Source organism: Streptomyces sp. NBC_01537 (genome assembly GCF_045040445.1).
Lineage (GTDB): Bacteria > Actinomycetota > Actinomycetes > Streptomycetales > Streptomycetaceae > Actinacidiphila.
Window position 1 is genome coordinate 3,522,903 of the sequence record NZ_CP109392.1, and the last position, 15,236, is coordinate 3,538,138.

At 67.7% G+C, this 15,236-nt stretch carries 12 protein-coding genes; 4 read left to right on the top strand and 8 right to left on the bottom strand.

What is annotated here, in order from left to right; genetic code table 11:
* Positions 1-126 precede the first annotated feature (126 nt).
* Both OG607_RS16025 and OG607_RS16030 read left to right on the top strand, forming a co-directional pair.
* Positions 127-1,905, top strand: a complete 1,779-nt coding sequence (locus OG607_RS16025; protein ID WP_405723779.1) for an FtsX-like permease family protein — start codon at positions 127-129, stop codon at positions 1,903-1,905.
* A 75-nt stretch (positions 1,906-1,980) separates the two neighbouring features.
* Entirely contained in the window at positions 1,981-2,478 is a 498-nt protein-coding gene (locus tag OG607_RS16030) for a DUF4232 domain-containing protein (protein WP_405723780.1), read from the top strand.
* A 15-nt stretch (positions 2,479-2,493) separates the two neighbouring features.
* Here OG607_RS16030 and OG607_RS16035 read toward each other — a convergent pair whose 3' ends face one another.
* From OG607_RS16035 to OG607_RS16050, 4 genes are all read right to left on the bottom strand, one after another.
* A complete protein-coding gene (locus OG607_RS16035) occupies positions 2,494-2,652 on the bottom strand; it encodes a hypothetical protein (RefSeq protein ID WP_405723782.1) in 159 nt (52 codons plus the stop codon).
* 55 nt (positions 2,653-2,707) lie between these two features.
* Positions 2,708-3,448, bottom strand: coding sequence for a hypothetical protein (locus tag OG607_RS16040; protein WP_405723784.1), 741 nt, complete (start codon positions 3,446-3,448; stop codon positions 2,708-2,710).
* Positions 3,449-3,653: 205 nt separating this feature from the next.
* On the bottom strand, positions 3,654-5,264 hold the full coding sequence (locus OG607_RS16045) for a serine/threonine-protein kinase (RefSeq protein WP_405723785.1): 1,611 nt from the start codon (positions 5,262-5,264) through the stop codon (positions 3,654-3,656).
* 105 nt (positions 5,265-5,369) lie between these two features.
* Entirely contained in the window at positions 5,370-5,843 is a 474-nt protein-coding gene (locus OG607_RS16050) for an ATP-binding protein (protein WP_405723787.1), read from the bottom strand.
* A 146-nt stretch (positions 5,844-5,989) separates the two neighbouring features.
* Between OG607_RS16050 and OG607_RS16055 the strand changes: the two genes are divergently transcribed.
* The gene (locus OG607_RS16055) at positions 5,990-6,841 is read left to right on the top strand and encodes a helix-turn-helix domain-containing protein (protein WP_405723788.1); all 852 of its coding nucleotides are present in this window, start codon (positions 5,990-5,992) and stop codon (positions 6,839-6,841) included.
* The gene (locus OG607_RS16060) at positions 6,838-7,050 is read left to right on the top strand and encodes a DUF397 domain-containing protein (RefSeq protein ID WP_405723790.1); all 213 of its coding nucleotides are present in this window, start codon (positions 6,838-6,840) and stop codon (positions 7,048-7,050) included. Before OG607_RS16055 ends, OG607_RS16060 begins: the two co-directional genes overlap by 4 nt.
* A gap of 125 nt (positions 7,051-7,175) precedes the next feature.
* Here the strand turns inward: OG607_RS16060 and OG607_RS16065 are convergent, their stop codons facing one another.
* The 4 genes from OG607_RS16065 to OG607_RS16080 all read right to left on the bottom strand — a co-directional run bounded on the left by OG607_RS16065 (position 7,176) and on the right by OG607_RS16080 (position 15,213).
* Positions 7,176-8,231: an EcsC family protein gene (locus OG607_RS16065; RefSeq protein ID WP_405723791.1), complete on the bottom strand. Its 1,056-nt coding sequence runs from the start codon at positions 8,229-8,231 to the stop codon at positions 7,176-7,178.
* Between the two features lie 546 nt (positions 8,232-8,777).
* The gene (locus OG607_RS16070; RefSeq protein WP_405723792.1) at positions 8,778-11,975 is read right to left on the bottom strand and encodes a type I restriction endonuclease subunit R; all 3,198 of its coding nucleotides are present in this window, start codon (positions 11,973-11,975) and stop codon (positions 8,778-8,780) included.
* On the bottom strand, positions 11,972-13,207 hold the full coding sequence (locus tag OG607_RS16075; protein ID WP_405723793.1) for a restriction endonuclease subunit S: 1,236 nt from the start codon (positions 13,205-13,207) through the stop codon (positions 11,972-11,974). Before OG607_RS16075 ends, OG607_RS16070 begins: the two co-directional genes overlap by 4 nt.
* On the bottom strand, positions 13,204-15,213 hold the full coding sequence (locus OG607_RS16080) for an N-6 DNA methylase (protein ID WP_405723795.1): 2,010 nt from the start codon (positions 15,211-15,213) through the stop codon (positions 13,204-13,206). The genes OG607_RS16075 and OG607_RS16080 overlap by 4 nt, the downstream gene beginning before the upstream one ends.
* Between the last annotated feature and the right edge of the window lie 23 nt (positions 15,214-15,236).

A 15,236-nucleotide genomic window follows, 5' to 3' on the forward strand; every position in this document is an offset into this window, starting at 1 on the left:
CCCTCACCACTCGCCCCCGCCCCGCTGACCGGCCGCCCGCCCGGCGCTTGGCTTGCGAGCATGCTGAAAATCGCGATGCGGTCGCTACGGCGCCGTTGGCCAACGCAGTTGGGAACACTCTTGGCGGTGGCCCTGGGGGTCGCCCTGATGACCATGACGGGCCTCGGCCTGGCGGCCTCCGACACAGCTGCGCTCAATGCCCTGCTGGGCACGGCCGGCGGTATCGGGACCTTCGTGTCGGCCTTCGTCGTCGCCTCCACCTTTTCGTACGCCATCGCCGCGCGCCGCCGTGAGCTCGGACTGCTGCGGCTGGCCGGGGCGACGCGCGGCCAGCTGCGGCGGCTCGTGCTGGCGGAGGCGGCTGCGGTCGGGGTGGCCGGCTCGGCCGCCGGGTGCGCACTCGGGAAGGCGGGGGCGCCGCTGATGGCCCGGTGGACGATCGCACACGGGCTGGCCCCGGCTTCGTACGCCATCGGCCATCAGACCTGGCCGCTGCACGCCGCCTTCTGGACGGGGCTGGCGGTCGCGCTGACCGGGACGTACGCCGCCGCCCGCCGGGCGGGCCGGGTGGGGCCTCTGGAGGCACTGCGGGAGGCGGCCGTGGAGGAGCAGGCCATGACGGCGGGACGGTGGGCGTGGGGCGCGGGGCTGGCGGTGTGCGCGGCGGGGCTGACGGGGTGGCGGCTGGGCTTCGACCCGGGGGACCTGCTGAAGCGGAAGACGTACACATGGCAGCCGATGCTGCTGATCTCGGCGGTCGGGCTGCTCGCGCCGGTCCTCGTACGCCCCCTGCTGCGGGCACTGGCCTGGGCCCCGGCCCGGCTGACCGCGTACGCCGGCCGGCTCGTCCGGGAGAACGCCTCGGCCGGCATCCGCCGCACGTCCGCCGTCGCGGCGCCCGTCCTGGTGATGGTCGGCCTCACCGGCTCCCTCCTCGGCTCCGCCGCCACCATCGGCGCCGCCAAGGCCGCCGAAGCCCGGTCCCGCACCGCCTCCACGGACTACGTCCTCACCGGCGACCGGCTGCCCGCCCGGCTCGACGTGCCCGGCGCGCCGGCACTCCCCCTGGCCGCCACCGAACTCACCGTCCTGGAGGAGGGGTTCGTCGAAGTCCGCACCGAGGCCTGGGCCGCCGACCCCGCCGCCCTCGCCCAGGTCGCCCGCCTGCCACTGGCCGCAGGGTCCGTCGCCGACCTGGACGACGCCGGCATCATCGTCACCCAGGAATGGGAGCGGCACACCCTCGGCGCCTCCGTCCCCCTCCGCCTCGCCGACGGCACCCACCGGAGCCTGCGCATCGTCGCCGTCATGCGCACCGGCACCGGCGACAACGCCGCCTACGTCACCCCGCGCAACGCACCCGGAGCCGCCGTGACCCGCATCGAGGTGCAGGCACCCTCCGCCGCGGCCGCCACCCGGCTCCGCCACGCCGCCGCCCCCTACGACGCCACCGTCCGCACCACCGCCGCCTGGCTCGCCGCCACCCACCCCCGCACCAACCGCTACACCCGCCTCGGCTTCCTCCTCGTCCTCGGCCTCTCCCTCCTCTACGCCGCCATCTCCCTCGCCAACACCCTCACCCTCGCCACCTCCCACCGCTCCCCCGAACTCGCCCTCCTCCGCCTCGCCGGCGCCACCCGCCCCCAGATCCTCCGCCTCCTCACCGCCGAATCCCTCCTCACCGTCACCACCGGCGCCCTCCTCGGCACCGCCGTCACCCTCCTCAACCTCACCGCCCTGCGCTGCGCCCTCGCACTGCTCGGCGTCGGCTCCCCCGCCGTCGTCCCCTGGCGGGCGATGGGCGCGGTGACGGCGGTCTGCGCGGGCCTGGCGGCGGTGTTCACGGCGCTGCCCGCCATGTGGGTGACGCGCATCCGGTGCCACGGTCCCGATCTCGCGACATAAGCAACCATCCGATATCGTCACGTGTCGTTAGATATGTACGCAAAGCAGCATGAATCGCAGTGGAGGTGTTGTGCCATGCTCCCCCTCTCCCAACGCGCCGCAGCAGTCGCACTGACCGCCGTGCTCGCCAGCGGAGGCGCCGCCCTCGGCGCCGTCCAAGCCCAAGCGGCCCCCGGCCCACGCACCTGCTCGGTGAGGGACCTGCACCTGTCCATGGGCCGCAAGGACGCGGCGGCGGGCTCGCTGTACTGGTCGATCCGGTTCACCAACACCAGCACCAGAAGCTGCACCCTGCGCGGCTACCCCGGCGTCAGCGTCCTGAACGCCGCCCACCGGCAGATCGGCCCCGCCGCCACCCACAGCGGCCAGTCCTACCGCACCGTCAGGGTGACCCGCGGCCACACCGTCACCGCCGTCATCCGGACCGCCAACGGCCCCATCGGCGGCCCCTGCCGTCCGACCGGCACCTACCTGCGGGTGTACCCGCCGGGCTCCCACCGCTCCGTTCTGATCCCCGCGCGGTGGCGGGTCTGCTCCAACATCTTCCAGGTCAGCCCCGTCACCGCCCGGTAGGACGGTCTCCCCGCCTCAGTCGGGCGGCTCGGGCTCCTCGGCCTCGCCGTCCTCCGTGGCCGTGCCCGGCACCTGGACGACTTCGTCCTCACGCCTGGCGGTGTCGGGCGGCTCTGGCGGGTCCTTGGGAACACCGGTGTCCGTGCCCGGCTCCTCCGACCGCTTGTCGTCCATGGCGGCGCCTCCCTGCTCCTGGTTGTCCGTTGTCCGTTGTCCGTTGTCCGCGCTGTCAGGCGAGGTGGTAGAGCAACGGCATCGCTCCGGTCCTGTTGACCCGCAGGTTGGACAGTACGTAGCGGTAGAAGCTGGGCTTGGTGAACTGCCGCACGGCCAGCGCCGGCGCCGCCAGGTCCCAGCGGGCGTGGTTGACGAACAGGTAGTCGGCCTCGCCCAGCGGCTCCAGCAGCAGGGAGTTGTCCAGCCCGGTCTCGGCGGTGAACCAGCCGGCGAGGTGGTCCCACAGTTCGTACGACACCTCCGGGTCCGCGCCCACGAAGTAGTTGAACAGGAACAGACCCTGGCGGCTGCGGTCCACGTCCCCGATGCACTTGCGGCAGCGCGCGGCCATGGTGTGCACATCCGCCGACGTGTCCTCCAGCAGGCCCAGGACGTCCTTGTACGTCGGGCTGCCCCGCACCTCCTCGATGTCGTCCTGCGACTCGGTCTCCACCAGCATCACCACGTCGTACCGCGCCGGGTGCCCGGCCTGCCGGGCAAACCCGACGGGCGGCGGCACCGTCAGCCCCCGGTAGACGCTGGCCCGTTTCACCGCGGTCGCGCCGTTCAGATCGCCCGCGGCGGCCTTGAGCGTGCCGAGCAGCGCCTCCTTGCTCGGGCTGTTGCCTGGTCGCGGGATCCGGCCGGCCGGCGGCTCGACCGCGGCGGCCAAGTGCAGATACCCCGAGGCCGGCGGCTCCACCAGCCGCGGGGGACGGAATTTCCCACTCCGATTGACGATCCTGAGCTCCATGGAAGCCTCCTGTGGACATCGTCGGCGTACCGGTCCGTACGTCCTCCGGCACCCAACCGCCTACCCGGCCGCCGTTCGCCCACGCGCCCCTCGGGTAGGCGACCCGAGCTGGGCGCAGAAGCCGATGTCGAAGGTGAGATGCGGCATGGGGTCCCGTTCTGCGTGTGCGCTGCGTGCGTCCGGTGGCTGCGGGTGTGCGAGCGGTTCATCCGTCGGCGTCGCCGGCTGCTGCGCCGCTATCGCCGTCGAGGCCTAGACGGATCACGGCGAGTGCCTCGGCGATCTCGACGGTCATCTCGTCGTCGGGGCCGAACACCATGCACATGTCCTGGTGGAGCGGTTCGAGGACCTGCCGGGCCTCGGCGGCCCGGCCCTGGGCGAGGAGCAGCATCCCGATGTTGTGCCGCAGCTCCACGGCCTCCTCGCTGACGTCGCTGTCGACGGTCCGTACGACGTTCAGCACGCCCTGGAGCGCGGCGAGTGCGGCGGTGACCTGGCCGAGTTCGGCACGGCAGCGGGCGGCCTGGGCGCGGCAGGCGCGAGCCTGCTTGCCGGTGGGTCCGGCGATGCGGGCGTACGCGTCGGCGAGCGCGTCGAACTCGGGCAGAGCGGCCCGGTAGTCACCGCCAAGGAGGCGGATGGCTGCCCGCTGGCGGCGCAGCCCGAGGACCGGCTTGCTCTCGGAGCCGAGGGCGAGCGCGGCCGGTTCGATGACCTCGCCGAGCACCTCAGCGGCCTGCGCGAAGCGCTCCTCCTCCAGGAGGGCGTTGGAATGGGCGTACGCCGCCTTGATGTCCTCACGCAGCTGGGCGGGGACGGGGACCGGCTGGGCCCCCGGGTCGACGGCCGTCGGCGTCAGGCCACCGGCCGCCGGGGCCTGGGTGCGGGCCCGGGGTGCGAACGGGTGACGGAAGACTCCCGTCGGGTCGGGAGCACCGGCCGGCCCGGCGTCGGCCGCGCCCGGCTCCTGGCCCGGCGGTGGAAGGAACGGCAGCAGCCGCGCGTACACCTCCTGCGTGTCGGCGGGCCGCGCCTCCGGCGCCTTGCGCAGCAGGTGCAGGACCAGTTCCTCCAGCGCCTCGGGGACATCGCGCCGCAGCTGCCGCAGCGGGGTGGGGGCGGCGTTGACGTGCTGGTACATCACCAGGTACTCGCTGTCCGCCTCGAAGACAAGGTGCCCACTGAGGAGTTCGTGCAGCACACAGCCCAGCGCGTACAGATCGGTCTGCGGGGTGATGCGTCCGCCGCGCACCTGCTCGGGGGACATGTACTGGTGGGTGCCTATGGGGCTGCCCGTCGCGGTCAGCTTGGTGACGTCGGTGCGCAGAATCGCCGCGATGCCGAAGTCGAGGACTTTCACGGTGCCATCGCGGGCGACGAGGATGTTGCCCGGCTTGAGGTCGCGGTGGATGACCGGCACGTCGTGCGCGTACGACAGCACGGTCGCGACCTGCGCGGCGACGGCGGCCGCCCAGCTGACCGGCAGCGGGCGGCCGGGGTGAATGTAGGCGGACAGCGGTACGCCGTCGACCAGTTCCATGACGAGGAAGAGCCGCTCGTACGACTCGTCGAGCACCGCGTCGTACACCTGCGGCACGCCCGGGTGCTGGATGCGCGCGGTGATGCGGGCCTCGCGCTTGAACCGCTTGGCGAACTCCTCGGCCAACTGCGGGGAGATGACCGAAGCCTGCCGGATCAGCTTCACGGCGACCGGCCGGTCCAGCACGGCGTCATAGCCGCGCCACACATCGCCCATGCCGCCGTGGCTGAGCTCCTCCAAGAGCTCGTAGCGGTCGGAGATCGCCTCCTGCGGCACAGTGCCCCCGGTGTGCGTGTGGAACGGTCACAGTCAGGGGTCAAGTCATACCGCTACGTCGATCTTCCGTCCAGCGATTGCGAGGTGCGAGTGCGCGGTGACCGGTCAGCCTTTCGTCGGCAGGACGTACTCCGCCCAGACCGTCTTGCCGGGGCCGTTGGCGCGCGGGTGCCAGTCCCACCGGTGGGCGAGGTGCTCCACGAGGAGCAGCCCGCGTCCGGAGTCGCGGACCTCCGTCACTGCTCCTACGACGACGGGTACGCGCTCGGTACGGGTGTCGGTGACCTCGATGCGTACGGTCGTGGCGTCCCAGGCCACGGCTGAGGTTAGCGAGAGGTGGAAGTCGCGACCGGGGACCCGGCCGTGCCGGACGGCGTTCGCAGCGAGCTCGGCGACGATCAGCGTCAGGCAGTGGTGGGCGTCGCAGTCGTAGGGGATGCCCCAAGCATCGAGCCGCTGCCCCGCAAGACGCCGGGCGAGTCGCGCACCGCGCGGGGTGGAGCTGAACCGCATGGCGAAGTGGAGGGTGGGGACAGCGGGATTGACGATGCCGGAGAGGGGATTGGTCTCATCGTTCATGCCCTCAACGGTTCCGGCGGTGGCGTAGCGTGACCAGTGGTGACGCACCGCCGCGTGCGGGTTGTACGCGGCGGGGTGGTGAGGTGTACGCGGCGTACCGCGTGACGCGACTCGGGGCGCGGCGTTGGAACGGGGAGGCGGTGCCGATGGAACAGGGCGATGGCGTACGGGAAGACGCCGGGCCGAGGCCGGAGGACGAGCCAGGGTCTGGCGTGGTGACGGCGTTCGGGCGGCAGTTAAAGCTGCTGCGGGTCCGGGCGGGCCTAGAACGGCCGGAGTTCGGGAAGCTCACGGGCTACGCGGCCCAGTCGATCGCGTCCTTCGAGCAGGGACGGCGGATCCCTTCCCCCAGGTTCATCGACCGCGCGGACGAGGTGCTGGACGCCGGGGGCGTCCTCAAGGCGCTGACGGAGGAGGTGGGGCGGGCACAGTATCCGGCGTTCTTCCGGGACATGGCGCGGTTGGAGGCCGGTGCGGTCGGCCTGTACGTGTACGCGGCTCACGCTGTGCCGGGCCTGTTGCAGACGGAGGAGTATGCGAGGGCCGTCTTCCAGATGCAGCGCCCACTGCTGGATGACGACGTCATTGAACAGCGGTTGGCAGCCCGAATGACGCGGCAGGACGTCTTCACTCGCCGCCCAGCCCCACTGCTGAGCTTCATCATCGAGGAAGTGGTGCTGCGCAAGCCCATCGGTGGACGGGCAACGCTGCGTGGGCAGTTGGAGCAGATCCTGCTGGTTGGACAGAACCGCAACGTGGAGATTCAGCTTATGCCGACTGACCGAGAGGACCATGCTGGGCTGAGCGGACCCTTCAACCTAATTGACACCGCCGAGGGTCGACGTATCGCGTACACCGAGGTCCAGGACGACAGCCGCCTCTACACCAGCGTCGGAAAGATCCGTGAGCTCAACGCCCGATATGGCATCCTCCGGTCACAGGCGCTCACCCCTCGTGAGTCGCTGGCCTTCATCGAGGAACTGCTGGGAGAGAAATGAGCGTTCAGCGCGCCGAGGCGTCTGTGCCGGAGTCGGCCTGGTTCAAGAGCAGCTACAGCGGCGGCGGGGGTGGTGAGTGCCTGGAGGTCGCAGCCGCCCTGAACGCCGTACTCATCAGGGACTCGAAGGACCTGTCCGGACCGGTCCTGACAGTCACCCCCCAAGCATGGGCCGGGCTCGTTCGGCTGGCCGCCGACCAGACCATCTGAGCCCTACATTCGTAACCCTCGTGGGCGCTCAGTCGCACAGGCGGCCGGGCACCCACGGGGTCGGCGACGGCTGATTCGGGTCTCTAACGGTTCTGCTGCGGTATCACTGCGGTATTTCGCCGAGCTCAGTTGGCCGACTGGTCCTCGGCGTCGGACGGGGTAGACGTCGGCAGAGCATCCTCCTCCCGGAGCAGTTCGATCACGCCGATCGCGTCATCGTCCTGCGCGAGGTCGGCGTCGCCGTAGTTCGGGTCACCGGTCAGGTCCCCGCCTGACTTCTCGATCAAGAAGCGTTCGCGATACGCGTCGCGCGCCGAAACAGCGATTCGATCGATGAGCATGTAGCTCAGCCCAGCGCCAACAGCCATGCCAGCGATGGGCACGAACTGCCCGAGCTTCTTCTTCGGTAGCTGCTGCGCGAACTTCGCTGCGAAGGTCTGGGCGATCTTGGTGAGAACCTTCTCGTTCAACTTGGCCCAAGGAGCGTTCCTTACTAGCAACTGGGTGAGTTGAGACAGTTCGGCGTACGCGGCCGTCTTCGCGGATGTGCCCGTGGACATTCCGAGAGCAATCACGGACATCACGAAGAGTTCCTCTTCGGGATCGTTTGGGCCGTAGCCGTAGTAGAGAGCTGTGGCGGCGACCGTTCGAGTGGCAAGGGCGAGCATCATTGCAGTGTCGGCGGCCATCGCCCCGGCTACGGTTCCGAATCCGGGTGCGGCACCCGCCCCTGCACCGGCGATTGTTCCGGCGCTGGCGAGCACCTCTCCGCCTGTCACGGCTGCAGCGGATCCAAGGCCAGTTGCCGCTGCCGAGAGCGCGTGGCCGTACCGAACCAAATTGTGCCTCGCGACGTCATCGACGACCCGCAGGTCGAGCTCGCGGATCTCGTCCAACCCGGCGATATCGTGTCCGGCACGTCGAAACTGCTCAACGACTCGTCTCTTGCTCACTGTCCGGCTTGCGGTGTCTCCCACAGCCTTGCCGAGACCCCTTGCGGCTCCGCCGTAGGCGGCAACCACTTTGTCGGCACCCGGGGTGTTCATCGCCTTCTGGCCGAGCGAAGCGAGTCGGTCCCGGGCCGACTGCGGAAGTAGGTTCCTCGCCTGCTTGTTGAGGGAATCCGCCTTTCGCTTCTGGAGTCGGTCCCACTCAAGTTGTTCGTAAGCAGAGAGAATCATGTCGTCACCTCAGTATCAGAGTGCTTGGAAGCAGTCCCGCATGATCGCGGCCATGAGTCTGCGCCGCTGGGCGACGAACTCCTTGTAGCTTCCCGCTGTGACCTCAGCCAGATTCGCCGGGTCGCTACGGTGAGTGGCGTAACTCCCGTCCAGGGGACGCTAGTTAGTGCTGGTGAGTCTCCCGGGAGGAACATCATGAAGCAGAATACGCGTTCGCCGAGGTCTGTGGAAGATTCAAGGGACATCCTTGGGCGACGGGCTGAAGGAACCGCCCACTGCGGTGAATACCGCTTGGCCCCGGACCGTGATGCAGATCCAATGCCGTTTGAGGTGCCCGATCCTGCTGGCCCGAATGGCGGCGGCGAGTGCTTCTTCCTTGTGCTTTCCATCTCGTCCAGGCGGTGAGGGGCGATCCGGGCGAGCACCACGCGGACGGCGTCGGGGGTACGTTCGGGGCGCGGGACCAGCTCCGTGCAGTGGTCCGGCTGTGCTCACGACGTTCTCCAAAGGGCGCCCCGGCCGGCACGTCCAGCCGGGGCATACGCATCAGACGCCGTCGTCCAGGCCCTCTTCGCGGCGGATCATCCGCCACGCGGCCTTGCGGGCACTGCGGTCCAGGCTGGACTTGAAGCCCTTGTCGGGGCCGAAGTACTGGCGGCCCATGCCCGCGATGGTGTCGATGTGGTCGGCCATCTTGTCCGCGAAGACGTTGTCGAAGACGAGCCCAAAGTTGTCCTCGTCGTTGACGACGGCCGCCGCCCGCACCTTGGGGTCGGCCTTGGCCTCCTCGAATGGCCGGATGACGTCCTGCTCGGTGAACTCCGTGCCGAAGCGTTCGTTGAACTTGTCGATCAGCTGGGAGAGCAGCGACTTCTCCTCCTCCTTCGCGCCACCCGAGCCGTCACCAAAGCCTTTCATCATCGTCGCCCCCTCTGCCGTGAGGGAGACGTCGTACTCGCCGGTCTTCTCCACCCGCATATGGCTGAGGTCGATCTCTCCTATGTCCACGCCGCCGTCCGCGCGGCGCGGCAGCCGGTTGAGGAGGTAGCGGCCGTAGAGGTGCAGCCGCTCCAGCTCGGCGTCCCGGTAGGGGACGATCTGCGCCAGGAAGCCGTACTTCCTGACGTAGTCGTTGAGGTCGGCGCGGAAGTCCTCCGCCGTCTCCTGGTCGTCCTCATCCTCGCTTTCGAGGAGTGCCGAGAAGCGAGCCACGGCGGGGGAAAGCAGCCGGTAGAGCTCGGCGTGGAGCTTCTCCCACTTGGACTGTGAGCCTGCTGCCTTCTCCTTGGCGGCGAAGTACGCGGCAGCGAACTCGTCCATCTCCTGCCCGGACAGGATCGGCGCCTGCATGACCCGGCTCTGCGCGGTGTAGAGCAGGTTCGGGTCGGAGGGGAGGGTCATCGCCTCCTCGAAGTACGGGCGGAAGGAATCCTGTATGTCCTCGGCCTCGTTGACGAAGTCCAGCACGGCCAGGTCTGCCTGGGACTTACGCTCGGCGGTCCGGTTCAGCCGGGACAGCGTCTGGACAGCGGAGATGCCGGCCAGCGTCTTGTTGACGTACATCGTCGTCAGGAGCGGCTGGTCGAAACCGGTCTGGTACTTCTCCGCCACGACCAGGATCTTGTACTCCCGCTGGCCCGCGCCGCCGGCGCGGACCGCCTTGTCGTCGGCGCGCGTGTACGCGAACGCCTTCGGCAGCGCGCTCTCCGACAGGCCGCCGTTCTCCTTCGGCTCAGTGGTCTCCTCGCCGTCGACGGTGAGCGAGCCCGAGAAAGCGACCAGGACGCCCAGGTCGGGGTACTTGGTGTCGTAGTCCCGGTCCTTGATGTAGCTCTTGATCGCTCGCGCCATCTGCACGGCGGACTGCCGCGAGGCGGTGACGACCATCGACTTAGCCCGCCCGCCGATGCGACCACGGCTGTGCGCCACGAAGTGCTCCACGATCACTTGGGCGTGCTGAGCAACCGTCGAGTCATGGGTCAGCGCGTACCGGGCGAGCAGGCTGTTCGCCTTCGACGGGTCGACCTCCCGCTCGTCGGGGTTCCGGTTCACCAGCTTCCAGTACGTGTTGTACGTGACGTAGTTGCGCAACGGGTCGAGGATGAACCCTTCCTCGATCGCCTGCCGCATGGAGTATGTGTGGAAGGGCCGGTAGGTCGCCCTGCCGTCGATGTCCTGGAGTGTGCCAAAGAGTTCGAGGGTCTTGGCCTTGGGCGTGGCAGTGAAGGCGAAATAGGAGAGGTTCGCGGCGCGAGAGCGCTGCTCGGCCTTCTTCCTGAGCTGCTCGTCGAGGGTGGCGGCCGGGGCCTTGACCGTGGTCGCGCCCTCGTCGTCCGAGTCGGAGTCCAGGCCGAGGTCGCGCAGTGCGGACCGTACGGCGGTGGCGGCGTCGCCGGACTGCGAGGAGTGCGCCTCGTCCACGATGATCGCGAACCGGCTGCCCTGGATCTCGGTGGGGTTGCGCTGGAGGTAGTCGAGCAGCGCCGGGAAGGAGTGCAGGGTGACCGTGACAATCTTCCCCGTGTCGCGGGAGAGGGCCTTGGCGAGTTGCTCGCCCTTCGCTCCGAGCTTCTCGTCGATCTTTACCACGAGACCTGCGGTCTGCTCGAAATTGCCGACGGTTTCGCGGAGCTGGGCGTCCAGGTTGCGGCGGTCGGTGATGACGATGACCTTGTCGAAGACCGGCACGCCCGGCTTGAGGCCCTTGGCCACGGCCTCAGCGTCGAGCTCGCCGGGGTCGGTGGGGGTGTGCAGGTCGCTGAGGCGGTGAGCGAGCCAGCCGATGGTGTTCGACTTGCCCGAGCCGGCCGAAGCCATGACCAGGTAGTCGTGCCCCGCCCCGTGGGTGGCGGCGTGCGCGGTGAGCTTCTTGACCGCGTCCCACTGCTGGAACCGTGGGAAGACCATCGTCTTGGTGCTGCCGCCGCCGGGCGTCTTGCTCTTGTGCAGGTGCACGAACCGCTGGAGCAGGTCTAGCCAGTTGTCCGGCTGCCAGACCTGCTCCCAGAGATACGAGGTCGCGTACATGCCGAAGGCGGTCGGGTCCGGGTTGCCGGCGCCGCCCGGCTGGCCGGGCCCGTTGGAGCCGGTGTTGAAGGGGAGGAAGCGGGTGTTCTTGCCCTTGAGTTGGGTGGCAACGAAGACCAGGTCCGGGTCCACGGCAAAGTTGGCCACGACGCGGCGCGTGAAGATCAGCTCGGTCGGGTCGCGGTCGGTGCGGTACTGCTCCTTTGCGTGCTCCACGCCCTGCTTAGTCAGCGGGTTCTTCAACTCGGCCGTGGCGACGGGGATTCCGTTGAGGAAGAGGGTGAGGTCAAGCCGGTTGCCCCAGTCCGCTTGTTTCGTCGCATACTCGAGTTCGCGGACGACGGTGAGGCGGTTGGCCCTGTAGCCGTCAAGGATGGAATCGTGGGCGACGAGGTTCGGCTTGAAGTAGGCGACGCGGAGAAGGACGCCGCGGTCCTTGACGCCGTTGCGGAGGACGTCCAAGAGGCCGTTGGTGGCGATGGCCTGGTCGACGCGACCGGCGAATCCGCGCTGGGCCTCGTTCGGGTCGCTGCCGTAAACGGTCAGCAGCTCGTTCCATTCGTCGGGCTGGGTGGCCCCTATGAAGGTGAACAACTCGTTGGTGTCCAGGCCGAGATCGGCCCGGTAGTCCTGCGGGCGTGCCTCGCGCCAGCCACGCTCGACCAGGGCAGCGACGATTGCGTCGCTGAAGGCAGACTCGGTGTGGATGGGGCTCATCGCGGCACTCCGCCCGTTACGTTGCGCCCGCTGGCGGTAGTTACGTCGAACTGGCCGGTTACGGCGGCTGTGATCAGGGCTTGGCGACGTTCGGCCGCCAGCGCTTTGGAGCGCTCAACTGCATTGCGGAGTGGGCGCAGCTTGATAATCCACGCGCCAATTTCCCGCTGCTCTGGCGCCGGGACAACGGGGACGGGGATTCTTCCGAAGAGGTCCCAGTTGCGAAAGTCAACCGCCCGCTCCCGCGTGCTAGTTGCAAAATTTCCCAGGTATCCCTGGATGGCAAGAAGTCGAAGGAATCTACCCATGAAATGCGCATCACCATCCCCGGACAGGACGCACACATGGTAAACGGGACTGCAATTCCCGTTCGATTCCGACGTTCCGATAGCTCCAGCAAAGCCATCAAGGCCATGGACCACCACGTCCCCTGCTTGGACGTATTGCCCCTGCGCCTCCGTGGACGCGGAGAGAGTGTACCCCTCAGCCCGCCGTTGGCCACGCTCCGTCACCTGACCATCCCTGAAGGCGGTGACAATACCCTCGTTCTTGACAGCTGGCCGGATCACCTTGATCAGGATTCGGCGAATCGGCAGAACAGGAGTACCCGTCGAGTACCGAACAAGTTGACTCGCTCCCACCTGTTCCAGGATGCGGCTATTAATTCGCTCTTCCATGAGCGAAATAAGGCGAAGCTTTTTGGAAATTAGATCGTCGATCTTCCCGACCTCGACGTCGAGGAAGTCGGCAATGCGCCGCTGCTCCTCCAACGGAGCATTTCGGATGGGGGCGCCAAGAACAATCGTCGTATTTAGATTCCCCATGGTGCTGCCGACAGCTCGCTGCTCGAAGTAGCTCCGAATTTCAGCGCTCTGCAATGCGTATCCAGCAAAATGCGGATCTAGTTGGTCATGATTCACGCGTACCCGAATAGATCCTGTACCGCATAGCCATCCCTCTTCTCGTCCGGAAACAACAGCGGCACGCCCAAGCTCTCCTCGGCGCGCGAACACTAGATCACCGGCGCGGAGACGATGCACTCTCAGACGATGTGAGGTTTCCTCACTAACTGTTGAAAATCGATCAGCAACTAGTCGCCCATCTTTGATGTTGGACGGATTGATGACCGGAACTCCGTCTTCGATGTACTCCTCCGAATGCAGTTGCGAACCAAATGGCCCTGTCTGCGCTTCCTCAGCGAAAGCCTTGAGTGGCAGCGTAGCCTTCGTCACCCTGTCACCTCCCCCAGCAGAGCCTGAATCTCCGCCTCTAGTGACTTCAATTCCGCATCAATTTCCACCAACGGCCTCGGCGGCTCGTACACGTAGAAATGCCGAGTGACCGGAATCTCGTACCCGATCTTCGTCTTCGTGTGGTCGATCCAAGCATCCGGGACGTGCGGCAGCACCTCGCGCTTGAGGTAGTCCTCGACGTCCTCGCCGAGCGGGACGTTCTCGTAGTCCCGGAGGTCCGCATCCGGCTCCGGCGCGCCCTTGATCTTCTGGACCTCGCCTTCGGCATCCCGTACCCCGACTGCCTCCCGTACCGCCTTCGCAAAGGGCGCACCGGAGGGCCACGTCAGGCCGGCCGCCACGACCGCGTCCTTGAGTGCGATGAACGCCTCGGACTTCGTCATCCACGACGAGCCGAGCAACGGGCGCAGGGCCGCCACGAACTCCTCGCTCCGCTCCAGCCTCGCCACCGGCTTGGACTCCGCCAGCGCCGCCAACGTCGCCTCCGTAACGTCGAAGCGCAGCTTCAGCGGACGTTCGACGGTGATGCGCTGGTAGCCGAAGTCCTCGTTGGCGAAGACCTTGACCTTGCCGTGCAGCGGGTGCGCGGGGTCCTTGGCGACCTGGACGGCTTCCGCGTACAGCCGCGTGATGTCGCCGATGTGGTTGGTGCGGCCGTTCGTCCCGTCGCCCAACTCCTTGCGCTTGTCGCCCAGCGACTTGCGCATTTTCTGCCAGTAATCGCGCGCGTCCAGCAGCACGACCTTGCCCTTGTGGTCGGCGTCCTTGCGGTTGGTGAGGATCCAGAAGTAGGTCGAGATGCCGGTGTTGTAGAAGAGCTGGTCGGGGAGGGCCACGATCGCCTCCAGCCAGTCGTTCTCCAGGATCCAGCGGCGGATGTTGGACTCACCGGACTCGGCCGCGCCCGAGAAGAGCGGCGAGCCGTTGAAAACGATGGCGATGCGGGAGCCGCCCCCACCGTTCACGTCGACCGGCTTCATCATCGAGATCATGTGCTGGAGGAAGAGGAACGAGCCGTCGTTGATGCGTGGCAGGCCCGCGCCGAAGCGGCCCGCGTCGCCGAGCGACTTGTGCTCGTACTCGACCTCGTCCTTGACCTTCTTCCACTCCACGCCGAACGGCGGGTTGGCGAGGAGGTAGTCGAACCTCTTTCGGGAGTGCCCGGGGTCGCTGAAGGAGTTGCCGAAGGCGATGTTCTCCGGGTCCTGGCCCTTGATCATGAGGTCGGACCGGCAGATCGCCCAGGACTCGGGGTTGAGCTCCTGCCCGTACACCTCGACCGTCGCGCCAGGGTTGAGGGCCTTGATGCGGTCGTCCGCCGCGCTGAGCATGCCGCCCGTGCCGCAGGCCGGGTCCATGACCGTACGCACGACGCCGGGCAGCATCAGCGCGTCCGCGTCGGGGGCCACCAGCAGGTTGACCATCAGCTTGATGACCTCGCGCGGGGTGAAGTGCTCACCCGCGGTCTCGTTCGACTGCTCGGCGAAGCGGCGGATCAGCTCCTCGAAGATGTAGCCCATGTTGTGGTTGGGCACGACATCGGGATGCAGGTCGAGGTCGGTGAACTTGCCGATGACCTGGTAGAGCAGGTTCGCGCCGTCGAGCTTCCTGACCTGCTGGTTGAACTCGTACTTGTCGAGGACCTCGCGGGCGTTGTCGGAGAAGGCGCCGACGTAGATCTGCAGGTTCTTCGCCGCGTTCTGCGGGTCGGCAGCGATCTTCCGCAGCGTGAGGTCGCTCTTGTTGTAGAAGGAGTGGCCGGAAGCGCGGCGCAGGAAGTGGCCAGGGTCCATCTCCTGGCCCGCGAACTTGGCGACGGTCGCGACGACCTCGTCGCGCGTCGGCTCCAGGACGCACTCCAGGCGGCGCAGCACGGTGAACGGCAGGATGACCTTGCCGTAGTCGGACTGTTTGTAGTCGCCGCGCAGAAGGTCGGCGACGGACCAGGCGTGGTTCGCCAGTTCCGTGTGCTTGCTGCTGTTCAAGGGGTTCCCCGGTTCCTTCCGAG